A 22,539-nucleotide genomic window follows, 5' to 3' on the forward strand; every position below is an offset into this window, starting at 1 on the left:
GGGCCTCAGCGCTCCGCGGCCAGCAGCGCCAGCACCTCCTCGGTGGTGCCGGTCTCGCCCAGCCGCGGGAAGATCCGTTCGACGCTGTGGCGGTGGGCCTCCGCGTCCATGTCGGTCATCGCGTCGACCACCGGCGTCACGTGGTAGCCGTGCTCGAACGCGGCCCGCGCGGTGGACTCCACGCCGATGCTGGTGGCCACGCCGGTCAGCACGATCTGGGTGACGCCCCGGCGGCGCAGCTGCACGTCCAGGTCGGTGCCGTGGAAGGCGCCCCAGTTGTGCTTGGTGACCACCAGGTCGGACGGGTCGTGCAGCTCGGCGGCCAGCCGGTCCCAGCCCTCCGGGCGGGGCGCCGCGGCGCCGGCCCGGTTCTGCTCGGTGCGGCCGGGCGGCACGTCCCCGCCGTCGGCGGCGAAGGACACCCGCACCAGCACCACCGGCAGCTTCGCGGCGCGGAACGCGGCGGCCAGCGCCACGTTGCGGGCCAGCACCTCGGTGGTCGGGTAGGGGGCGCCGGGGATGGCGAGGATGCCCTGCTGGAGGTCGATGACGACCAGGGCGGTGTTCGGGTCGAGCGCGGTGACGGACACGGCGGGCCTTTCGTCGGGACGGCTGCGCGGACGGCCCGGGGCCCGGACTGTCCAGTTCCACTGCGCAGGTTACCTGTACAGTTCGGGCAGTCCGGGCCCCGGGCCCACCACGCGCGGGCTCAGCCCGCCAGCTGCGCCTCGATCGCGGCCACCAGCTCCGCCGACTCCGGCTCGGTCCGCGGCCGGAACCGCCCGACCACCTCGCCGTCCGCCGACACCAGGAACTTCTCGAAGTTCCACTGCACGTCCCCGGCCTCGCCGGTCGCGTCCGCGACCTCGGTCAGCCGCGCGTACAGCGGGTGCCGCTCCGCCCCGTTCACGTCGATCTTCTCGAACAGCGGGAACGACACCCCGTACGTGGTCGAGCAGAACTCCTGGATCTCCTCCGCCGACCCCGGCTCCTGCCCCATGAACTGGTTGCACGGGAACCCGAGCACCGTGAACCCGCGCTCCCCGTACTTCTCCTGCAGCCGCTCCAGGCCCGCGTACTGCGGCGTCAGTCCGCACTTCGACGCCACGTTCACCAGCAGCAGCACCTGGCTCCGGTACTCGCCCAGTGAGGACGGCTCGCCCGCCAGCGTCCGGATCGGGAGCTCGAACAACGAATCCACCATGGCCTGAACCTGCCTTCTCGACGACGACGTGCCAATGCCCTCCGAACCTACCCCCGACACGGCGCCGTCCGGCGCACGGTCCCCGGCCCCCGGCCCCCCGCGTGGTGCGATGGGCCGCCGGAACAGCGGCGAGACGACGAGACGAACGGACGGACGGCGATGACCCAGTACACCGACCTGCGGGCGGTCTTCCTCAACTGCACCCTCAAGCGCAGCCCCGAACGCAGCCACACCCAGGGCCTGATCGACATCAGCGCCGGCATCCTGCGCCGCCAGGGCGTCCAGGTCGAGGAGATCCGCGCCGTCGACCACGACATCGCCACCGGCGTCTGGCCCGACATGACCGAACACGGCTGGGACACCGACGAGTGGCCCGTCCTCTACTCGCAGCTCATGAACGCCGACATCCTCACCCTGGCCGGCCCGGTGTGAGCCGGCGGAACACTCTGCCTGCCGCCAATCGCGTGCCATGATGGCCCGCCCCGGACGGAGTACGAGTGATGAACGACCTGCCGTACGTAGACCTCTACCTGCGCAAATCGCGCGTCGTCCGCGACGAGGACCCGCGTGACCTGACCTCCATCCAGTCCCAGGAGAACACCGGCCGGGCCTGGGCCGCACGGGAGGGGTACCGGGTCCGCGAGGTGTGGGTGGACAACCTGTCCGCCTGGAGCGACATCGAGCGGCCCGAGTTCGACAAGGCCCTGGCCGCCGTCCTGGCTGGCGAAGTACCGGCGCTGTGGTGCGCCTTCCTGGACCGGTTCACCCGCAAGGGCATCGACGACATCGGTCCGATCCTGGGCAAGGCCCGCGTGATCTTCGACTACGAGGGGCTGGACTCCTCGATCGAACGGGACCGGCGTTGGATCATCGACCGCGCCGAACAGGCCCGCGAGTACTCCAACCGCCTGTCGTACAACATCAAGTCGACCAAGGCGACGATGCGGGCCCGCGGCCAGTGGACGCAGATGGCCCCCTACGGCCTGTGCGCGGACAAGGCGAGGAAACTGCACCACGCCCCCGAGACGTGGCGGATCGTCCTGCACGTGGTGAAGTGCGTCGCGCTCGGCTTCTCGCAGCGGTCGGTGGCGAAGGCGCTCAACTCCGGCCCGAACCCCGTCCCCGGGCCGGGTGGCGGAAGGTGGCAGGCGAACGCCATCTCGCGGATCCTGCACAACCCGGTCTACGAGGGCTGGCAGGTGGCGCCGCGTCGGCAGAAGGCCACCCGGGGCCGGTTCGAGGCCTTCCGGGACCGCGACGGGAGCCGGGTGAGCGTGCTCGCCGAAGGTGTCGAACCCGTACCGGCCGACCTGCTCGCCCGGGCCCGGCAGGTCGCGGCCGGCTTCACCTTCACCTCCCCCGACCAGGCCGCCCGGGTGGGGACGACCCGGGAACTCCTCACCGACGCGGTGAAGTGCCCCGGCTGCAGGGGCGGCGCGTCCCCCGATTCGCAGAACTACCGCTGCTGGCGCGCCGTGCAGGGTGATGTCTGCCCTGCACCGGTGTCGGTCAGCCGGGCACGGCTCGAGGAGTACGTGACCGAAGCCTGGTTCTCCTGGATGAACGCGGCGGAGCCGGACGATCCGCTCCTGGTGAAGGCCGCCCAGCGGTGGAAGGGCCTCCAGCAGCCGGACAACGGAGCTGAACTCGCGGAAGCCGCAGCCGCGTTGAAGTCGGCCGAAGCCGGAATCAAGCGGTTGGTGGAACAGCAGGCTTCGGGCTTCTTCGACCCGCCGTTCGACACGCACCTGCCGGTCCTGCAGGCCGAGGCGCGGACCGCCCTGGAGAACGCGAAGCGGAGGGTGGCGGACGCCAGCCCGAAGCGCCTCGACGTCTCGTTCCTACTGGAGGACGCCACGATCCGGCAAGCCTGGGCGGAGGCCGACCTGCCCCTGCGACGCGAGTTGCTGCGCCTCGTGATCCGCCGGGTCGCGGTGACGAAGGGCCGTCGAGGATGCAACGTGTTCGACGGCCCGTCGCGCGTGGAGATCCACTGGCTCGACCAGCCCGACCCGTGGTTGAAGCCGAAGGACCGAGGGTCCTTCGCCGCGGCAGCCTGACCGACACGGCCGGCTTGTCGCCGTCACGCCGCGGCGGGCCGGTCCCCGGCTGGGCCGGGCTTCGAGACAAGGGGAGACAGCCGAGTCAAATCGCGCTGGATCCGGATGCTCTCACCACTCGACGAGAGGTGAGGAGGCGTCCTGTGGCGACGTACCGTTGTGTGACATCCGGTCTTCCGGCGGCCGCTGAGCGGAGCAGGGTGGTTGCCGAGGGAGGGTGGTGCTTCGTCACCGGCAGCCGAGAGAACGCAGTTGCGGTCGCTTCGGCATTGGGCGGCAGGATCGACGAAGCCGACCCCCGCGGTTCCTCGCCCGCCTGCATGGTGAGGACCGGAGCCCACTCCCTCTCGATCACGATGCACGGTGCTGAGTCGATCTCGTTCCGGATGGTGCACCGGGGCGTCCGGGGGAGCGGCAAGGTCCGGGCGGATCACCGGAATTGTCACCGCCCTGCTGCTCCCGAAGTGAAGCAGTGCGGCTGTGGCACGGGCCTGGCGGAGCAGCGCTCTGCGGCCAGGTCCGGCCACGGCGCGAAGCCCGAGATCAAGATCGCGTTCCGGCTGACCGAGGCGCCCTCGCTCGGGGTGTTCGAGTTCGCCACCTCGTCGTGGACGCTGGCCGGGACGCTGGAACCCGTACTGCGGGCGTTCTCCGAAGGCCGGGTGTCGCTGCGATGCGAGCTCAGGATCGAGTCCCGCTCCTTCGAGACGTCCGACGGCGTGCAAGTGACCTACCACGAGCCGGTACTCGTCCTCGCTGAGCCGTTGGAGCGGGATCACGGCCCGACCGGGTAAGCCTGTCAGCCGGTCGGCCCCGTGGCTGGTGAGCTGACTCGAACGACCTGAGCAGCAGCAGAAGGAGAGGAAGCCATGCCCGCGCCTGGCACGTCGTACAGTGACCTTCGAGCCCTGGTGATCAACTGCACGCTGAAGCGATCGCCGGAACGGAGCCACACCCAAGGGCTCATCGACATCAGCACGGGAATCATGGAACGCCAAGGCGTGTCGGTCGAAGTCCTTCGTGCCGTCGACATCGACATCGCGACCGGCGTGTGGCCGGACATGACGGAGCACGGGTGGGAGAGCGACGAATGGCCGGTCATCTACTCGAAGGTGATGGCCGCTGACATCCTTACGCTAGCCGGGCCGGTGTGGCTGGGAGACAACTCTTCCGTCATGAAGCGCGTCATCGAGCGGCTGTACTCCTGCTCGTCGGTCCTCAACGAGCACGGGCAGTACGCCTACTACGGGCGGGTCGGCGGCTGTCTGATCACCGGGAACGAGGACGGCGCCAAGCACTGCGCGATGAACGTGCTCTACAGCCTCCAGCACCTGGGGTACACGATCCCGCCGCAGGCCGATGCGGGCTGGGTCGGCCCGGCCGGCCCGGGGCCGTCGTACCTCGACGAGGGCTCCGGCGGGCCGGAGAACGACTTCACCAACCGGAACACCACGTTCATGACGTGGAACCAGCTGCACCTGGCGAGGATGCTGAAGGACGCGGGCGGCATCCCGGCGCACGGCAACCAGCGCTCCGAGTGGGACGCTGGCTGCCGCTTCGACTTCGAGAACCCCGAGCACCGGTAGGGATCTTCGCTGGACCTGGTGATTTCGGCCGGTGTCGTACGGTCCGCGACTTGAACGCCCTTGTGCTCTACGGCCTGGTTCGATGCGGGTGCTGTTCGACTTCGGGGCGCGGCGCCGTTCCTCGGATCAGTGGCGGACGAGTTCGACCTCGGCGTCCATCACCTCCCACCAGGCCTCTGTGTCCCATTCGGTGACCTGTGGGAGGTGGTCGGAAACCTCCTGCACCTGCGGCGTGTTCGGGATGGTTGCGGAGATGAGCGCCCGCGTCAGCTCCTCGGCGGCGTAGCCGTGGTCGATCCCGCCGAGGCCGCCGGGCGGGAGGTCTTCGGCGGGGATCCGCTGGCGGGCCTTCTTCGGACCGTCCCAGGTGGTGGGCCTGTCCGCGCCGACCTGCCCCAGCACGGTGGCCGCATACCTGCCGATGTTGACCATGCCGCGGAGGGTCATGAGCCGGTCGGGCACGTCGTCGGGCCGGGTCGTTCCGTCGGGCAGGACGATCGAGCGGTCCACCACCCATGCCTTGTCCTCAGCCCCGTCGAGGCGGAGCGGGCAGCCCCACACCGGCCAGGAGTTCATGTCGCCCTGGAAGAAGGCGAGCCACCGGTCCTTGTACATGTTGGCCAGCAGCCAGCGGATCTGGTGCTCCCGGTCGCCGGGGTCACCGAAGTTCAGGTGGACGCTGGCCACCGAGACCTCGCGCTTGCTGAGGGCACCGGTGATGGGGTGGATGCAGCGCAGTTTGGCCGTGGCCGGCCGGTGCCGGACCGCGTTGGTGTAGGGGACCCAGTCGGGGTCGGCCTGGAACAGCTCGGGCGCGAAGAACAGCGCGTTGCGGCTGCCGGGCCGGACGTTCGGTGCCTCCACGAAGTCCAGCTGGAGCTGCTGGGCGACCTCGGTGGCCTGGCCCTCCTGGAGCTCCTGGAGGGTGAGCAGGTGCGGGCGGTCCACGCCGCGCTCTTGGGCGAACTGGCGCATGTGGTCGATCGCCTGGGGCAGCTTCCAGCCGTGCTGGATGTTCCAGCCGACGTGGACGAAGGAGCCCAGAGCGCCGGCCTCGGGCCTGACGGTGGTGAGGGTGCTGCTCATGCGTTTGCCTCTCGGTGTCGGGTCCTGCTGGAAGGCGCGCCGGGGAGTGCGCCGGACCGGCGGCGGTGCACGGGTCCGCGGTCGAACGGACGGCCGGGTCACGGCCGCGACGGCGAGAGGGACTTGGCGGCGGCCTTGGTGATGACGGCGGTGGCCAGGGCGAGGGCGGCGGTGATCCGGTCGTCGTGGTCGGTCGTCAGGGTGGCCGGGCCGCCGACGCCGCACTCGGCGGCGATGGCTGCCAGCCGGTGGCGCTGTTCGGCGGGCAGGCCGTCGGCGAGGCGGTGGCGGGCGAGGTCGCGGGCGCTGTAACCCTCGGGGGCGGCGAGGGTCCGGGTGACGGCGGTGAGGTAGACGCGGGCGGCGTCGGAAAGTCGGCCGGCGGCGGTGGCGAGGTCGGCGACGGTCAGGACGAGCCGGGTGTCGAACACCTCGCTGCCCTGGCGCGGGGTGACGGCGGCGTGGGCGCGGAGCATCACCTCGGCCTGCTCGGCGGCCGGGTCACCGTCGAGCAGCGTGCACGCCACGGTCAGGGCGGCGGCGATGGCGTGCTCCCACGGCTGTTCGGCGGAGGTGTCGCAGGCCAGGGCGCGGGCGAGGGCGGTGCGGCCTTCGAGGGCCATGGCGACGACGGCGACCTGGAGGGCCTCGAACAGGCGGTCGCTGCGGTCGGTGGACTGTCTGAGGTGGAAGTGCGCCTCGGCCCAGCGCCCGGCGCGGGCCAGGGCGCGGGCGCCCTCGAAAACCTGGATGTCGGTGAGCCACTGGTGGACGTCGGCGCGGTCGGCGCTGCTGGCGGTCAGCCCGGAGAGGGGGATGATCAGGCCGCCGGGGAGGGTGGCGTCGTCGTTGTCGGCGACGGCCCGCAGCAGCTCGTCCAGGATCGCGAGCGCCGGGATGCCGTTGCCCGCCCGCAGTTCGAGGTGCGCGAGGTTGACGAGGGGTTCGAAGACCAGGCGGGCCAGGTAGACGGTCAGCGGCCGGTGGGCGAGGTAGAAGCCGGCGTGGTTGAGGCACAGCACGCGGGCCAGGCCCGGCAGGCCGCGGTCGGAGGCGAGCAGCGCGGCGCGGTTGTGGACGCTGGCGGCGGTGGCCGGATTCTCGGTGTCGGCGGCCTGCCGGGCGAGGTCGGTGAGCTGCTGCACCCGCTGCTCCAACGGGGCGGCGAGGGCGTGCCTGCGGGGGACGAGGGGCAGGCGGGCGAGGGCGTCGCCGAGCGGGCCCGTGGGCTGGGCGCTCATCGCAGCACCGCCTCGTTGGCGTCGACCAGGTCCAGGACGGCTCCGGCGGCGGCCGTGGCGAGGGCGGCCTGCTGCTGGTGGGGCAGGCCGAGGCGGTTGGCGGTGAACAGCTGGTGATGGGCGAGGACCGCGCGCTGCCCCCGCCACAGCTGGCCCTCGTCGGCCAGCACCCGCAGGGTCAGGCCGTAGACGGCGAACGCGCCGAACCAGGACGCGGCGTGCGCGAGTCGGCCTTCCAGGAGAGCGGAGCCGGGGGTGGTGTCGGCCCGGAGCAGGGTGCGGGCGGCGTCGACCAGGCGACGGTCCGAGACGGCCAGCCCGGGGCCGTCAGCGGACCGGTTCTCGGCGACCTGCGCCCAGGTGTCGCCGATCTCGTACCAGTCGAGTCCGGCACCGCGCATCGCGGCCGTGCCGAGCAGAAGCCACAACTCGGCTCGCTGGTCGGACAGTTCGCCGCGGTGCACAGCAGTGAGGTAGGTGAGGGCGTGGCGGCTGTCCTGGTGGAAGAGGCGGTGAGCGGCGGGCAGCGCGGCGGCCCCGCCGAACACGTAGGTCTCCGGCTCGTAGATGGCCGGGGTCCAGTCGTCGATCATGCCCGCCTCGCGGCACATGTCCAGGACCTCGTTGACCGCGGCCGCGGTGGCGGTGGCGGTGGCCTCCAGGGTGCCGGAGGCGACCTCGCGGTAGCGCAGCCGCCAGCGGTCGCCCTTGCGCAGGAAGTGCCAGCAGTCGATCAGTCCTTGGTCTTCCAGGGCTATCAGGGTGGGGCCGAGGAGCCGGACGGCATGCTCCTCGGGGGTGTCGGTGGCCAGGTGCAGGTGGACCTGCGTCCAGACGTGGTCGCCGGTGGCGAGCACCAGAGTTCTCCTTTGGATCAGACGAACAGCAGCAGGGCGTCCCAGCCGGTGCCGGGGCGCTCGGCGGCCAGGGAGCAGCGGGCGAGGGCGATGCCGGCGGTGCCTTCGAACAGGCCCTGGCCGGTGGCGTCGGTGCCGGGGTCGGGCAGGTTGCTGGCGGCGGCGAGGATGCGCATCGCGGTGGTGTGGTCGGTGCGTTCGGCGAAGCGCCGGGCGGTCAGGCGCACCCCGGCGGTGCCGTGGCAGACGGTCTCGTCGGTGAGGCTGTGGGCCTGGTCGGGGTCTTCGAGGGCGTCGAGGAAGGCGGCTTCGGCGGTGCGGGCGCGGTCGGTGTCGCCGGTGGCGCGGGCGGCGTGGTGCAGGGCGGTGGCGATGCCGGGGGTGCCGTAGCACCAGGACGGGCGCAGCGGCTTCGACTGCCGGGTGCGGCCCTGGTCGGCCTCGGCGGCGGTCAGGGCCTCGGGCCACCAGGCGCGGGCGGCGCCGTTCTGCTGCCAGGCGTCCAGCCAGTCGAGGATCCGTTCGATCGCCTCCAGGTGACCGGGTACGCGGGTGCCGTCGAGGTAGGTCAGGGCCAGCAGGGCGAGCGGGCCGGGGATGCCGTGCGCGATGCCGAAGTTGCCGTGCCCGCCCGGGTAGCGGTCGTCCTGATCGCCGGTGGGCGCGAGGTGCGTCCACCAGCCCGAGCGCCCGTGCACCGGGGCGGTCAGCCGGACCAGGTAGGCCAGCACCTCCCGCAGCAGCTCCTGGCGGCCTCGGACCCGCAGGTGCGCGCCGAGGCCGGTCAGGCCGCCCAGGAGGTCGAACTCGTGGAAGGCGGGGCGCTGCCCGGCGTCGATGCGGTGGTGGGCGGCGGCTAGGCGGCGCTGGACGATGTCCTCGACAGCTGAGTTCAGGCCCCTGCGCGGTTGGTCGTAGACCCGCGGGCCCTGGAGCGCGGCCAGGTGCAGGACGTGGGCGACGGCAGGCGCACCGTAGAACACGCCGGCTCCGGAGAAGGAGTTCACGGGTTGGCGCACGCACGCGGTGATCCACTCGTGCGCGGTCTCCCAGCTCCCCCGGCCGGTGGCGGCGCGCTCGATGTGCAGCAGCGCGGTGGCGAGGCCGCCCTTGGCCAGGGACTGGCCCCACTGGGCGGAGACCTCGGTGGGTGGTGCGAGCAGTTCGGCGGTCATGCCGGTTGTCCTTCCTGGGCGCGGGCGGTGCGGGTGAGGGCGGCGGCGCGGGCCAGGCGGTGGCAGATCCGCTCGCTGGCCGGATCGAGGCCGACGGCGCGGGCGTGGTGCAGGTGCAGCAGCGAGCCGAGGACATCGGCGGGCTCCAGCTCCCCGTCCCGGCTGAGCGCCTTGCGGTAGTCGGCCAGTTTCTTGGCCCGCACTCCCCACTCCGCGGTAAGGGCGCGGCCCTCCTCGGTGAGCTCCAACCGGTCGGGCCGGTCGGGCCGGTCGGCGAGTTCGGCGGCCAGCCGCGGCGCGGAGCGCGGCAGCGCGATCTCGTTGTGCCTGGGCACCCGCTCCAGCAGCCAGGCGTGACCGGCCTCCCTGCCCAGCAGCCCGGTGGCGAGGTCGAGCATGCTTGCCGCGGTGACGGCCGCCGGGTCGGTCGAGGTGGTGTGCTGGTAGGCGAGTTGGGCCAGCACCGCCCGGGAGTCTAGGGAGAAGAACTCCTCCGCCACCCGCAGCGCCGCCCCGCGCCCGTACCGGCCGGCCTCCGGTAGGTATGTGTCGATCTCCATGCGGGTCAACAAGCCTTCGGCGCGCATCTGCTGGGCCCACTTGCCGATGCGCTCGGAGGCCAGCGACCACGCGGCGACGGCGGAGACCGGGATGCGCAGGCGCACGTGCGGCTCGGGGTCGGTGTGCCGCAGGAACCACCACTGCGGCGGGACCACCCAGCCATCAGCCAACCCGGGTACGCGGGACAGGAGTTCGTCGGCGCGGCGCGGGTTGCCGAACAGGCGGGCCGACAGCCACCCGGACGCACCGGGCAGGTGCCCGGACCGGACGGTGACCGGCCGCCCCGGCCGCGGGCGGGTGGCGGGCAGCGGGGTGCGGGTGGAGTGCAGTTGCACGGTGACCTCGTGGGCCCGGCTGCACCACCGGTTGTCGTCCGCCCGCGGGGCCTCGATCAGGATCGCGGTCGGCTCCCGCAGCAGGTGCTCGCGCAGCAGCACCAAGTGCTCCGGCAGGCGCAGGTCCAGCGGCAGCCGCAGGTCCTGCTGCGACAGGTACACCGACGCCCGGACGTTGTACCGGGCGATCCACTCGCCCGCCGCCGCCCGCCACTCCTCCCACTCCGCGTCCTTGCCGGGCAGGTCGGCAGCGGGCAGGTGCCAGCGCGCCGCCGACAGCACCACCTCCCCGTGGCGCACCCGCGGCAGGTAGGACAGCTGCCCGGCCGCGCCCCAGTTGAACGCGGTCAGCCACGGCGTGTGGGCATGGGTGATCTCGCACAGGAACCGCACCAGCGGGTCGGTGTGCACCCGGAAGTCCACCGCGTTGAGGACCCGCACCTCCACCGGGCGGCGGTCGGTGAGCCGCACCAGCCACATCCGCCGCTCGTCCGCGCACACCCCCAACTCCTCCAGCCGCAGCACCGATCCGATCTGCGGGTACTCCCCCAGCGACAGCACGGGCAGCAGCGCTGGGGCCCGGGAGACGTTCTCGGCTCGGGCGTACAGCGGCGGCGCGGACACCTGCACCACCAGCGCGTCCGCCCGCAGCGGCGGAGCGGCGGCGATCGCCGCCTCCAGCTCACGCCGGCGTTCGGGCTCCAGCAGGTACAGGAACCGGCCCGCGGTCGTGCCCGCCCCGCGCGGAACCGCCTGCACCACCGGGGTGAACGCCACGGCCCCGTCCACCACCAGCCGCACCATCAGCTCGGCGTGCGGCTGCACCGCCCCCTCGGGTACCGGGTCGGGGGCGAGGCGCTCCAACAGCGGGCCGTCGAGGTCGACCTCGTCCAGGCACTCGACGGCGGCCTTCTGCGCCAGCCCCATGAGCCGGGCGTCGCGCCGTCCGAACTGCGGCGGCACGTCAGGTAGCAGCGAGTCCCGGTAGCGGGCGGGGAAGCCCAGCCCGGTGTCCGGGTTCACCAGCTCGACCACCGGCACCACGGCGCCCGGCCCGAACCGCTCCGCGAACCGGCGGTGGTAGTCCACCCACACCGGATGACCGCCGGGGAACGGCGACAGCCGGGTCAGCACCTCGGCCGCGCCGGTCACCAGCGACGCCACCCGCCGCGGCAGCACCGCGTGACCCGCGTCCAGGTGCAGGTCCACCATCAGCGGCGTCGACCTGTCCGGGACCCCGCCCTGCGGGCGGGTCAACCGGGTCCGCAGGGTCCGCTGCGCCGCCGGGTCGTCCAGCTCGTTGTGCCGGGCCAGCTGCTCACGGACCGTTCGAAGGGTGTTCCAGACGGCTTCGGCGGCGGGGATCTGGTCGAGGCCGGTGGTGTGGGCGATGGCGAGCAGGTGGCCGAGCGGGTCGGTTGCGGTTGTCGGCAGCCGCAGGATGCTGATCAGGAAGCCCTGGCGCACCAGCTCGCCGAGCATCGCGCGCACCTTGTCCGCCGGGGCGGCCGGGAACCGGTCGGCGAGTTCGCCGAGCGTCACCGACAGCGGCCCGTCGGCTGCCTCCAGCACGGCCAGCACCGCGGGGGTGGCACGGACGGAGACCTCCGCCGGTTCGCCGTCCTGCGGGTTGCGGACCACCGGCAGTACGACGCGCTCTCCCCGGCGCACCCGCAGCTGGTTGGCCGTCACCGGCAGCAGGTCGCCGGCGGCCTCCTCCAAGTCCCGCACCACACCGGATAGCCAGCGCGCGTCCGGCCGCGCCACCGCCCGGGACGCGCCCCAGCGGGGCGCGGCGGCGGACTCGCCGAAGGGCACCGCGGTCACCCCGGCGAACAGCCCGAAGGGCGTGGGCCGCTGCTGGCGCAGCGCGTACTGCATCACCGAGGCGGTGAGCCGGCGCAGCCGCCGCCGGGGTACGTGGTCGAAGTTGAAGACCACTTCGCGCATCCGGGCAGCCAGCTGCGGGCCGGCGGCGACCTCGACGGCCGCCGCGAACGGGGCGTCCGTCCAGACGTGCTGGAGCCAGGCCCGCCAGTTCGCGGTGGCGTGGGGGCCGGTGTCGGCCAGGTCGGGCCACCAGGACGGCTCGGTCCCGGCCGGACGGGCGGCGGCCCGCAGCAGGGCCGGTCCTGCTGCGCGGTACAGGGCCACGGTCGTTCACCTCGGTTCTGGGAGATTTCGGGAGGTTCTGGAAGGTTCCGGGAATGCCGGGGCCCGGCGTGCGGCGGCTTGACGGCCGCACGCCGGGCCCGGGTCACACGGGGAGAGGAGCGGTCAGACGTTGCCGCCGAACGAGGTGCAGGCGGTGCCCGAGCAGGTGCTGCCGCAGCCGTCGTCGGTGGAGCGCAGCAGCGCGGCCACCGGGTCGGCGCCCTCCACGATCGTCACGTCGAGGTCGAAGTCGCTCGCGGCGGTGGTGCCGGCGATGGTCGTGCTCATGGTGCTTCCTCCTTGGAGTCGGTGGTGCAGGGCCTGGCCGCGGACTACGGCCAGGAGATCGTGAGCCGGACGTGGGTCTTGTCGACGACCAGCCCGTCCGGGAGCTGGTCGTTGGGGGTGCCGATCGGCTGGGCGGTGAAGACCGGGCCGCCGCCGGTGCGGTGCGCGCGGTCCCACCGGCGCACCTCGGCGTTGATCAGGGCCGCCAGGGGACCCCCCTCGGGGCCGAAGCCGTGCGCACCGAACTCGAACACCGCCGAGTCCTCGGAGATCCTGCGCAGCGCGAGGTAGGCGAGGCTGTCGCCCTCCACGATCACCGGGCACGCCATCCGGTTCGCCGGGACGACCGTCTTGGTGTCCAGCTCCGGGTCCACGGACATCAGGCCGAACCCGGGCAGCGAGGACGCCAGCCACAGGTACAGCGAGTCGAACGGCTCCTGGTTGCCGACCGTCACCCCGCTCCACCACTCCGCGCGGGGCGTGTCCAGCACGCCGCCCAGACGGCTGGTGTCAGGGCGCTCCAGCTCGTCGAAGCGCAGCCCGATCTCCTTCGTGCCGCGCGGCAGCACCAGGAACTCGTCGTGCGCGTCCGTCCCCTGGATCTTGACGAACCCGGAGACCGTGGCGGACACGCTCACCAGCCGCTCGCCCTCCCGGCGGAAGGTGATCGAGCGGGTCAGCCCGTGCATCCGCAGCGGCACGGTGATCGTCCCGCCCTCGACCAGAGCACCGGTCCACGCCGGCGGCAGGTCCCACGCCCCGACCGTGACGACGATCCGGTCAAACGGGCCGCCCTCCACCTGCCCGGAACCGTCCGCCAGCACCACCCGCACCCGCTCGTACCCCGCCTCCGCGAGGTACTTCTGCGCGCGGTCGGTGACGAACGGGTCGATGTCGACCGTCACCACCTCGCCCTCCGGGCCGACGAGTTCGGCGATCAGCGCCGCGTTGTAGCCCCCGGAGCCGATCTCCAGCACACGCATCCCCGGCAGCACGTCCGCCTGCTCCAGCATCTGCGCCTGGATCCGCGCGGCCGACACCGAACTGACAGCGAGCCCGTACTCGTTCCGCTTGGTCACCAGCGCCCGCTCCGGCTCGTACGCCTCCGCGAGCGGCACCTCCGGGGCGAACACGTGCCGCGGCACGGCCAGCAGCGCGGCCGCCACCCGGTCCGTACGGAGCGCGCCGCCGGAGCGCAGTGCCTCCACCATCGCGGTGCGCAGTGCCTCATCCCCGTCCGGCAACGACCGGCCGACGGAGTCTGCCAAGGTGGACATCGTTCTCCTCTTGATTCGCCGCACGGATGCGGCACCGTTCCGGAGGCGGGACGTGGCAACGTCCCAACTCCCTTTGCGGAAAAGTCATCAGCGCGTGCCCGGAGCAGCACACCGCAGCGCCGAGCTGCCGTCACCGAGAGATGCGAGACCTGGCAGCCGATATCCGAGGCTTGCCCCCACTCAAGCGGCCTTCCCGGCGCCCGAGTGCTGCGGCTGCCCCGACATCCGGGCCCACACGGTTTTCGCGCCGAGATCGACCGTCACGCCCCAGTCATCGGACAGATCGGCAACCAGCAGAAGCCCCTGCCCGTCCACGCGCACACCCACGGGCCGTGGACGCGGTCGGAGTTCGGACCGGTTGTCGCGGACCTCCAACCGGCAGTCGCCTTCGATCTCCTGGAGCCGCACGGGTACGACCTCGTCGGCACGGCAGGCGTGGCGGATGGCGTTGGTGACCAGCTCCGAGCAGATCAGGACCATGTCGTCGATGCGCTGCGGAGACCACCCCCAACCCAGCAGGGTCCGCCGGACAGCGCCACGGGCCAGTCGGGCCGATGCCGGTGTCGCCGGAAACTCCTGCTCCCACAGCCGGAGCCCCTGTACTGTCACGTCCACGCCCGCTCCCTCCGCCGTCTCCGGTCGCTGCCCCACGAACCGCACGGCTGTTCCCGGCAGTTGGTGTTCGGACGGTGCCGCCCGCTTGCTCAAGACAACCGTGGTTGGCGACTGGGAGTAAGGTGTTGGCGACTCCCAGCGGTTTAACCCGTTTAACGGGAAGTCAGGGGACGTGATGGCGAAGGAAGTTCGGGTCAACGAGCGCCTGCAGCAGGCCATCAGGGAATCCCGGATGACGTACGATCGCCTGGCCCTGGAGCTGGGCATCGTCGCAGGTCGACACGGTGACGACGCCCGCCCGGGCAAGTCGTTGATCAGCCACTGGGTGCGCTACAGCGTGGTGCCGTCGGGAAACATGCCGTCCTACCTCGCCGCCGTGCTGTCCCGCCGGCTCGGGCGGACCGTCACCCCGGCCGACCTCGGCCTGGCCGAAGAGGTGAGCGATCTTCGGGAGTGGGGCTTGGATACGCTGAGCGTCCTGGCCGATCTCCGACGAATCGACGTGGACGACGTGGAAGTGGATCGCAGCACCGCCCTCCAGCTGATGGCCTACTCCGTCGGCGCGCTCGCACTTCCCGCCGAGAGCTGGTGGGAGTCGATGGCGCGCACGGGCGAGGCACGCGGACGAGCCGGTGGCCGACGGGTCGGTGAAGCGGACGTCGAGGCGGTCCGCGACATGACCGGCCTGTTCTCCCAGGTCGACCAGCGACGCGGTGGCGGCCACGCCCGCACCGCCGTGGTGCAGTACCTCACCAGCGACGTCGCACGATTCCTGAAGGGCACCTTCGCCTCGGAGCGGACGCGTCGGCAGATGTTCTCCGCCGCGGCCGAACTCGCCTACGTGGCAGGTTGGATGGCCTTCGACAGCGCCGACCACGCCGCGGCCCAGACCTACTTCGGGCAGGCGGTCCGGCTGGCGGCCGAAGCGGACGACCCGGCGATGGCCGGCCACGTCCTGCGGGCGATGGCCCACCAGGCCCTCGACCTCGGGCACCCGAAGCAGGCGCTCGACCTCGCCGCGGCGTCCATCAGCGGAGACCGGTACGCGCTCGCCTGCCCGCGCGAACGCGCGCTGCTCGGAGTGATCCACGCCCGGGGTCTGGCGGCGACCGGGCGACACACGGCCGCCACCGGCGCCCTGCTCCAGGCCCAGCGCGACCTCGCCGCCGCGGCGCCGGGCGACGACGAACCGGCCCGGGTGTTCTTCTTCGGGGAGGCGAGCCTGGCGCACGAGACCGCCTCCGCCCTACGCGACATAGGCGATCTCGCCGGTGCGGTGAAGGAGTTCCGGCACAGCGTCGAGACCCGCAAGGCCAGCTCCTTCGCCCGGACGCACGCCGTCACCCTCGGCTACCTGGGCGCCGTCCACGTCCGGCTAAAGAACATCGAGGAAGCCTGCGCCGTCTGGTCGGACGCACTGGACGCGATGGAGCCCGTCCGGTCCGGCCGCACCCGGCAGACCGCGACGCACATGCGCACCGCCCTCTCGCCGTTCCGACAACGCGGCATCCGCAGCATCGACCGGGTCGACAGCCGGGCGGCCGCCTACCTGGAAGCCACCGCGTGAACCGACGTACCGTCACCACCCCGACCGCAGGAGGAGAACCGATCATGACCGACCGCGAGGTGTTCGAAGTCGAGGCCCTCGGCCACGTGGTGGGCGGCCGCACCGAGCCCACCGACGACTTCTGGGGCGGCACCCGGGCGATCATCCGACTCGACGGCACCCGTTTCACCGCCGACGCCACCAAGGGGTTGGAGGACTTCTCCCACCTGGAGGTCGTCTTCCGCTTCCACCTCACCGACCCCACCGACCTCAACCTCGGCGCCCGCCGCCCGCGCGACAACCCCGACTGGCCCGAGGTCGGCATCTTCGGCCACCGCAACATGCGCCGCCTGAACTGGCTCGGCGTCTCGCGCTGCCGACTCCTCAAGGTGGACGGCCTGGACCTCCACGTCGAGGACCTCGACGCCGTCGACGGCACCCCGATTCTCGACGTGAAGCCCTGGTTCGTCGACTTCGGCCCCCGCGGTGAGATCCACCAGGCGCAGTGGACCACCGACATGCTCGGCGACTACTTCACCCCCGGCGAGAACGGCCGGGGCGTCGAGTAGCCGAGCGGGCAACTTCCCTCCGAGGAAGCCGAATCCGAAAGGGGGCGTCCGAAGCAGCCTGTTGGGCAGCCCACTTCGGACGCCCCGGGTGAGGGCGCCCCGATGGTTCAGCGCAGGAGGCCGAAGACCAGGGCCGCGACGCCGCCGAGGGTGGTGCTGGCCAGGATCTGCGCGAAGGTGTGGGCCTTGAGCACCATGCGGGACCAGCCGATCGCTGCGGCGCCGAGCGTCGTGAGCAGCAGCCAGGGGCCGAGGGCGAGCACGAGGATCATGACGGCGCCGCCAGCGACGCTGTTGTGGAGGGAGATCTGCCACCCGGTGGTGACGAGGAGGGTGGAGGTCAGCCCCACGAGCATCGCGACGACCAGCGCGGACACGTCGGACGGGGCGCGGAGGGCGCACAGCAGGATGATGCCGGTGGCGACCGACACCAGGCTGAGCACCATCGGCAGGAGTCGCTGACGGCGAACGCGGATGTGCCTGTCGGTGAGACCGCCGCGTTTCACACCGAGCGCGATGATGCTTATCGGGACGACGCCGCAGAAGATCGCGGCCAGCAGCCCCCAGCCGAGGCCCGACCCGGAGCGGGTGCTGTGCCAGCCGATCAGCAGCAGGAGCGCGATCACGAGGTTGGCAGGGGCAAGGACGTCTGTGACGACCCGCGCGGCCTTCTGGCGAAGTGTGCTGTCGGCGAAGGTGGGCGGAGCGGGTGGTTCGAACGTCACGGGTGGCTCCGGAAGGGCGGTCGGGTCGTACGCGACGGCGTACGCGTGTGGTCTCCGGCCGCGCATCGGCGCGGCGTTCGCGCACAGCTTCTCAACAGTGAGCGGAAGACCGTGCGAAGGGGAAAGCCAAGGTTCGTCGTGACTGGTCGGGTGGCTTAACAGGGTGGATGAGTGCCCGCGGTGCGGCCTATGGTTCTGGTCCTGCCGCACACGGCGGACAGGCTGATGGGCCGCTGCCCACGTCGACCGGGGACGATACCGACGTCCAGAAGCACCGACTCCTGGACGCCGGACCGGCCCTCCGAAGTGGCCGATTCCCCACCGCGCGCTCGGCGGACTTCCATGCCCGAGAGACCGCCGCACGCGCTCCTACGAAGCACGGAGTATGGCTTGCGCGTACCCATGACGGAAACGGAAAACCCGAAATCGCCCTGTCGCAGCCGACGCCTTCGCCCTGGTGTGCAGCCAGCCGGCAAGGTGCCCGGTGCGGGCACCACCGTTCGGGGCCGCTGACATGGCGCGCATCCGATCGGTCAAGCCCGAGACCTGGGTGAGCGAGACGCTCGCCGAGGTCTCCATCCCCGCGATGGTCACTTTCCTCGGCATGACCAACCACGCCGACGACCACGGCCGCCACCGTGACAACGCCGCCATCGTCTACGGCCTGGTGTGGCCGATGCGGGAGGAGATCACCCGCGTTGACGTCGAGGACCACCTGAAGCAGCTCGCCGCCGCCGGGGCCGTGTGCCGCTACACCGGCTGCGACGGGCGGAAGTACTTCCACTACCCGACCTGGCGCAACCACCAGAAGATCGACAAGCCGTCGCTCAGCCGCCTCCCCGCGTGCCCGCACTGCGAGCCGGAGCGGTGCGGCGTCTGCAAGGGCCCGTGCATCCAGCGCGCCACCCTCACCGAAGCGCCGACCCCCGTGCCCGAGGCCGCCCCGACCGCTCCCCAAGTGTTCGACGAGCCCTCGGCGAACACTCCCACCCACCTCGACCACCCCTCTGCACCCGTCGCGAAGCCGTCCCCGCAGAGCGGCACCGGCAGCGGCACGGCCACCGCCCCGACGGTCGGCGAGAAGTGCGTGGCCGTCCCTGCCGACGGAAGAAGTGCAGGTCAGACGGCATTCGCCGAAGCCTCCCCGAAGGCTCGGCGAAGCGTCCAGGAGCCCTCGACGCCTGGATCTAGGATCTTGGATCCTGGATCTTCTTTCCCTACGGGGCGGCAAGCGCCCGAGCCGGAGGCGGTCTCGGCGGGCCAGCTCGTCGGCGAGTACGTCGCCGCGTGCGAGCGGCGCCCGCCGGGCAGCGTGCTCGGCCACCTCGGCAGGACCGTCAAGGGCCTGCTGGCCGAGGGCATCGACGCCGAGCACGTCCGCGCCGGGCTGCGGCGCTTCGCCGAGATCCAGGGCCACCCGTCCCGGCTGCCGAGCCTGGTCAACGACGCCATGAACGCGCGCACCGCCGGTTTGGCCCGGCCGGGATTGCGCCCTAACCTGCCTGTTCACCGGGCGTGGACCAACCCGGTCGACGCCGCCAACGCCTACGCCGAGGAGCTGTGATGCGCACCCACCGCGACCCGCGGACCCTCGCCGACGGCGCTTCCGTCCTGGACCGGATGGCCCGGATCCTCGCCGCCCGGGGCATCGACCGCGCCACGGTCGACGCTCTCCCGGACGAGCCGGAGCGGTTCTCGCCGGAGGCGGCGCTGTCCGCCGGGATGCCGCCCCGCTACCGCGACGCTGTGGCCGACCACCCGCTGGTGCTGGCCTGGACCCGGCAGGTCGCCGCCCAGGCCACCGCCCCGAGCACCGGGGCGCGCCGCCAGGTCACCTGCGGCCCCAGCCTGCTGATGGCCGGGGTGCCTACAGCCGAGTGCCGCTGCTGATCCTCGACGACCTCGGCGCCGCCAAGACCAGCGAGTTCGTCGAAGAACAGACCTACCGGCTCATCAACCGCCGGTACAACGCGATGCTCCCGACGCTCATCACGACGAACCTGCGGATCAGGGACCTCAAGGCGTACCTCGGCGACCGCGTCACCTCCCGCCTCGCCGAGATGACCACCCGGGTCGAGTTCGAGCCGGTCGACCGCAGACGCCACCAGCGCGCCGCCTGAACAACCGCCGCGCTGTCCTATCCCGATGGTCACCAGTGCTCTCGAACCCGGTCAGCAGACCGCCCTCCCGGTCAGTGGCGACCTGGTCAGTGACCGACGGGTGAGGTTGTACCGGTGACCGCCCCGCCGGTCAGCCCGGCCACCTCCCGGCCGGTCACTGACCGAGCGGCTGACCGGGACACCGAGGAACTGCTGGAAATCGCCAAGCAGGCGGTCAAGGAAGCCGACAACAAGCTGACCCGCGCCGTGGTCGCCACCGCGATCCGCGGTCAGCAGATCCCGCTGTCCAGCGACACCCTGACCCAGCTGATGGCCCAGCTCCGCGACCGAGGCAGACGCCTGGCTGACCGTCCTGCACCAGCGCGGACACCTCCACCGCGTCGAAACCGCCTCCGACGGCACCCGCACCGTCCAACGGGGCCGGCACTCCCGACCCTGGACCCTCCACCACCCGGTCCTGGCCCTCGACTGGGTCGAGGACCTCGTCCGCGACGTCGAGCAGCGCGACACGGAGCCGCACCGGTGACCGGCATCGACCCGAAGGCCACACCACCGCGAGCGAGCACCGACCCCAACCAGGCCCCTGGCGGAGCAAGTTGTGGGGTAAGGAGTCCTTACCCCGCCCCCACCCCCACGGGGGCGGGAGCACCCCGTCCGGTGGCAGACCCAGGGGGGCCTGCCACCGGACGGGGAGTCGGCCCGGGGGTGCCGACGAAGAAGGAGGAGCAGCAGAGTGAGCCGACCGCCGAAGCCGTCCGCGCCGCCACCCGCCGCCGACTGCGCCAGCCCGTCGCGCGCACCAACCGCGTCTGCCCCCGCTTCAGCGACCCCGAGTGGTCCCTCCTCCAGCACGCCGCCCGGCAGACCGGCCTCGCCCCCGGCGGCTACACCGCCGCCGCGACCCTGGCCGCCGCCGCGAGCAGCGACCCGAACGCCGCCGTCGCCGACTACCGGCGCGGCATCCAGGAACTCATGGAGTCCAACCGCCAACTCGGAGGCATCGGCAACAACTTGAACCAGGTCGCCCACTTCCTCAACGCCGGAGGCCAGGTCGCCGCCGACCTCCAGCAGCTCCTGCAGCACATCGAAGCGTCCATCGCCGCGGTCGACGACGCCATCGCCTGGATGGTCCGCCGGTGATCCCCAAGATCCGCACCGGCACCGGCGGCACCTACGGCCTCGTCCGCTACCTCTTCGGCCCCGGCAAGAGCGACGAGCACACCGACCAGCACGTCGTGGCCAGTTGGAACGGCTTCGCCCCCGACCCCGGCCGCAACCCCCACCACACCCTCGCCCAACTCGCCAACCAGCTCGACCAGCCCGTCAAGGCCATCGGCGACCGCGCCCCCGCCACCGCCATCTGGCACTGCTCGGTGCGCGCGGACCCCGGCGACCGCCACCTCGACGATGCCGACTGGGCGGACATCGCCCGCCGCATCGTCCACGCCACCGGCATCGCCCCCGACGGCGACACCACCGCCTGCCGCTGGGTCGCCGTCCGCCACGCCGAGGACCACATCCACATCGCCGCCACCCTCGTGCGCCAGGACGGCCGCCTCGCCAGCCGCTCCTTCGACCGCCGCAAGGCCCAGGCCGAAGCACGCCGCATCGAACAGGACTACGGCCTGCGCCAGCTCACCCCCGGCGACGGCACGGCCGCCAAGAACCCCACCAGCCAAGAGCGCTGGAAGGCCGAGCGCACCGGCCGCACCGAGACCCCGCGCGAAACCCTGCGCGAAGCCGTCCGCCAGGCCGTCGCCGGAGCCGCCACGGAGGCCGAGTTCTTCGACCGGCTGCGCGAGGCCGGCCTGCGGGTCAAGCTCCGCCACGCCCCTTCCGGCGACGTCCTCGGCTACAACGTCGCCCTGCCCGGCGACCGCAACCGCGACCGTGAGCCCGTCTGGTTCGCCGGGTCCACCCTTGCCCCTGACCTCTCCCTGCCCCGCATCCGCCGCCGCCTGACCGACGCACCCGCCGACACCACCCCACCCCGACCCAGCACCGACCGGTCCGCGCCCGCCCGCATCCGGCGCACCGCCGCCGCCACCGCCGAGCGCGCCACTATGCTCCTCGATGAAGATGGTGGTTACGAAGCCGCCGCCCAGCTCGTCGGCGCCGGCGAACTCCTCGACGCCCTCGCCCAGACCTCCCCGGCCGCCACCCGCGCCGAACTACGAGACGCAGCCCGCGCGTTCGAACGCGCCACCCGCTCCCACGTCCGCGCCGAGAACGCCGACATCCGCGCCCTGCGCTCGGCCACCCGCGCAATAGTCCACGCCGGAACGGCGCTTGGACGAGGGGAGGACGGCGGCGCCACCGCGATGGTCCTGTCCACCCTCGTCCTGCTCACCCTGGCCGCCGCCCGCTGGCACTCCGCCCGCGGCCACGCCCAACAGGCAGCAGCCTCCCGCCAGGCCGCCGAACACCTGCGCGCCGCCTACCGGCACAGCGCCGCGACCCCGCTGCGGGCGATGCGGGAGCGGGCCCAGGCGCTGCCCGAACCCGAACGCCGCCGCCACGAAGCCACCATCCGCGCCGCCCTCGGCGAACCGGCCACCCGCGCCGAGCACCAGGCCGGCACCACCGAGCGGTTCCACGCACTGGCAGCCACCCTCGCCGAAGCCGAAAAGGCCGGCCACGACCCCAAAGCCCTCCTCGAAGAAGCCGTCGACCGCCGAGAGTTGGAGAGTGCCCGCAACACCGACACCGTGCTGGTCTGGCGCATCCGCCGCCTCGCCGACCTGCCCGCCCTCCCCAGCAGCACCGGCAAACCGAAGACCGGCACCACCCCGACCAAGCAGACACCCGGCCGCACGGCCGCCCGCCCCGCAACTCCGGCACCCGCGCGTCCGATTGCCGCCCCCCACCGCCCGGCACCCCGACGCTGACCGGCACCCGAAACCCCTCGACCCCCACTCCCACCAGGTGTTACGCAAGAACCCGCACCGGACGAACGGAGAGCCCGTGCCCAGAAAGGCTGCTTCGCCGTGGTCCGCAACCCCAACAGCCATGAAACTGACCTGTCCCGCGTCAACTTGCTGATGTCCCGCTTCAACTTGCTGACATGATTTTGGGGTCGGGAAAGTTGGGGACGAGGGGGTCGGCGACTCCGGTGTGGACGTCGTGCGGGCGGTTCCAGG

The 22,539-nt window shown here is 72.2% G+C and carries 19 protein-coding genes and 2 pseudogenes; 10 read left to right on the forward strand and 11 right to left on the reverse strand.

What is annotated here, in order from left to right:
* Nucleotides 1-5: 5 nt before the first annotated feature.
* Nucleotides 6-590, reverse strand: coding sequence for an isochorismatase family protein (locus IH44_RS0123620; RefSeq protein WP_030461701.1), 585 nt, complete (start codon nt 588-590; stop codon nt 6-8).
* Nucleotides 591-709: 119 nt separating this feature from the next.
* The gene (locus IH44_RS0123625) at nt 710-1,204 is read right to left on the reverse strand and encodes a glutathione peroxidase (RefSeq protein WP_030461702.1); all 495 of its coding nucleotides are present in this window, start codon (nt 1,202-1,204) and stop codon (nt 710-712) included.
* Between the two features lie 159 nt (nt 1,205-1,363).
* On the opposite strand from IH44_RS0123625, the pseudogene IH44_RS0123630 reads away from it, so the two are divergent.
* From IH44_RS0123630 to IH44_RS0123645, 4 genes and pseudogenes are all read left to right on the forward strand, one after another.
* Nucleotides 1,364-1,633: pseudogene (locus tag IH44_RS0123630) on the forward strand (flavodoxin family protein); the annotation flags it as partial.
* Nucleotides 1,634-1,704: 71 nt separating this feature from the next.
* Nucleotides 1,705-3,264, forward strand: a complete 1,560-nt coding sequence (locus tag IH44_RS43020; RefSeq protein WP_051817239.1) for a recombinase family protein — start codon at nt 1,705-1,707, stop codon at nt 3,262-3,264.
* Between the two features lie 143 nt (nt 3,265-3,407).
* Entirely contained in the window at nt 3,408-4,058 is a 651-nt protein-coding gene (locus IH44_RS0123640; RefSeq protein WP_030461705.1) for a hypothetical protein, read from the forward strand.
* A gap of 75 nt (nt 4,059-4,133) precedes the next feature.
* A complete protein-coding gene (locus IH44_RS0123645; protein ID WP_030461706.1) occupies nt 4,134-4,850 on the forward strand; it encodes a flavodoxin family protein in 717 nt (238 codons plus the stop codon).
* Between the two features lie 126 nt (nt 4,851-4,976).
* Here the strand turns inward: IH44_RS0123645 and IH44_RS0123650 are convergent, their stop codons facing one another.
* From IH44_RS0123650 to IH44_RS46655, 8 genes are all read right to left on the reverse strand, one after another.
* Complete coding sequence (locus IH44_RS0123650) at nt 4,977-5,936, reverse strand: hypothetical protein (RefSeq protein ID WP_030461707.1); 960 nt, start codon at nt 5,934-5,936, stop codon at nt 4,977-4,979.
* A gap of 98 nt (nt 5,937-6,034) precedes the next feature.
* The gene (locus IH44_RS43025; protein WP_051817240.1) at nt 6,035-7,177 is read right to left on the reverse strand and encodes a hypothetical protein; all 1,143 of its coding nucleotides are present in this window, start codon (nt 7,175-7,177) and stop codon (nt 6,035-6,037) included.
* Nucleotides 7,174-8,034, reverse strand: coding sequence for a thiopeptide-type bacteriocin biosynthesis protein (locus IH44_RS0123660; protein WP_051817241.1), 861 nt, complete (start codon nt 8,032-8,034; stop codon nt 7,174-7,176). Before IH44_RS0123660 ends, IH44_RS43025 begins: the two co-directional genes overlap by 4 nt.
* Nucleotides 8,035-8,051: 17 nt before the next feature.
* The gene (locus tag IH44_RS0123665; RefSeq protein WP_051817242.1) at nt 8,052-9,209 is read right to left on the reverse strand and encodes a lanthionine synthetase C family protein; all 1,158 of its coding nucleotides are present in this window, start codon (nt 9,207-9,209) and stop codon (nt 8,052-8,054) included.
* Entirely contained in the window at nt 9,206-12,259 is a 3,054-nt protein-coding gene (locus IH44_RS0123670; protein WP_035956182.1) for a lantibiotic dehydratase, read from the reverse strand. Before IH44_RS0123670 ends, IH44_RS0123665 begins: the two co-directional genes overlap by 4 nt.
* 123 nt (nt 12,260-12,382) lie before the next feature.
* The gene (locus IH44_RS44445; RefSeq protein WP_081967071.1) at nt 12,383-12,547 is read right to left on the reverse strand and encodes an FxLD family lanthipeptide; all 165 of its coding nucleotides are present in this window, start codon (nt 12,545-12,547) and stop codon (nt 12,383-12,385) included.
* A 44-nt stretch (nt 12,548-12,591) separates the two neighbouring features.
* Nucleotides 12,592-13,824: a methyltransferase, FxLD system gene (fxlM, locus tag IH44_RS0123680; RefSeq protein ID WP_051817243.1), complete on the reverse strand. Its 1,233-nt coding sequence runs from the start codon at nt 13,822-13,824 to the stop codon at nt 12,592-12,594.
* Nucleotides 13,825-14,004: 180 nt separating this feature from the next.
* Nucleotides 14,005-14,439: an ATP-binding protein gene (locus tag IH44_RS46655; RefSeq protein WP_157852444.1), complete on the reverse strand. Its 435-nt coding sequence runs from the start codon at nt 14,437-14,439 to the stop codon at nt 14,005-14,007.
* Between the two features lie 232 nt (nt 14,440-14,671).
* On the opposite strand from IH44_RS46655, the gene IH44_RS0123690 reads away from it, so the two are divergent.
* A complete protein-coding gene (locus tag IH44_RS0123690) occupies nt 14,672-16,006 on the forward strand; it encodes a Tat pathway signal protein (RefSeq protein ID WP_107066606.1) in 1,335 nt (444 codons plus the stop codon).
* A gap of 44 nt (nt 16,007-16,050) precedes the next feature.
* Complete coding sequence (locus IH44_RS0123695) at nt 16,051-16,554, forward strand: TrmO family methyltransferase (RefSeq protein WP_030461715.1); 504 nt, start codon at nt 16,051-16,053, stop codon at nt 16,552-16,554.
* 107 nt (nt 16,555-16,661) lie between these two features.
* Here IH44_RS0123695 and IH44_RS0123700 read toward each other — a convergent pair whose 3' ends face one another.
* Nucleotides 16,662-17,279, reverse strand: a complete 618-nt coding sequence (locus tag IH44_RS0123700; RefSeq protein ID WP_030461716.1) for a hypothetical protein — start codon at nt 17,277-17,279, stop codon at nt 16,662-16,664.
* A gap of 514 nt (nt 17,280-17,793) precedes the next feature.
* Here IH44_RS0123700 and IH44_RS0123705 point away from each other — a divergent pair.
* The 4 genes and pseudogenes from IH44_RS0123705 (at nt 17,794) to IH44_RS0123720 (ending at nt 22,287) form a co-directional block, all read left to right on the forward strand.
* On the forward strand, nt 17,794-18,843 hold the full coding sequence (locus IH44_RS0123705) for a hypothetical protein (RefSeq protein ID WP_030461717.1): 1,050 nt from the start codon (nt 17,794-17,796) through the stop codon (nt 18,841-18,843).
* A pseudogene (locus IH44_RS41340) lies at nt 18,843-19,399 on the forward strand (ATP-binding protein). The gene IH44_RS0123705 and the pseudogene IH44_RS41340 overlap by 1 nt, the downstream one beginning before the upstream one ends.
* A gap of 705 nt (nt 19,400-20,104) precedes the next feature.
* Entirely contained in the window at nt 20,105-20,539 is a 435-nt protein-coding gene (locus tag IH44_RS49170; protein WP_081967073.1) for a MobC family plasmid mobilization relaxosome protein, read from the forward strand.
* Complete coding sequence (locus IH44_RS0123720) at nt 20,536-22,287, forward strand: mobilization protein (RefSeq protein ID WP_030461719.1); 1,752 nt, start codon at nt 20,536-20,538, stop codon at nt 22,285-22,287. Before IH44_RS49170 ends, IH44_RS0123720 begins: the two co-directional genes overlap by 4 nt.
* Nucleotides 22,288-22,539: the final 252 nt, after the last annotated feature.

The organism is Kitasatospora sp. NRRL B-11411 (genome assembly GCF_000721345.1).
Lineage (GTDB): Bacteria > Actinomycetota > Actinomycetes > Streptomycetales > Streptomycetaceae > Kitasatospora > Kitasatospora cineracea.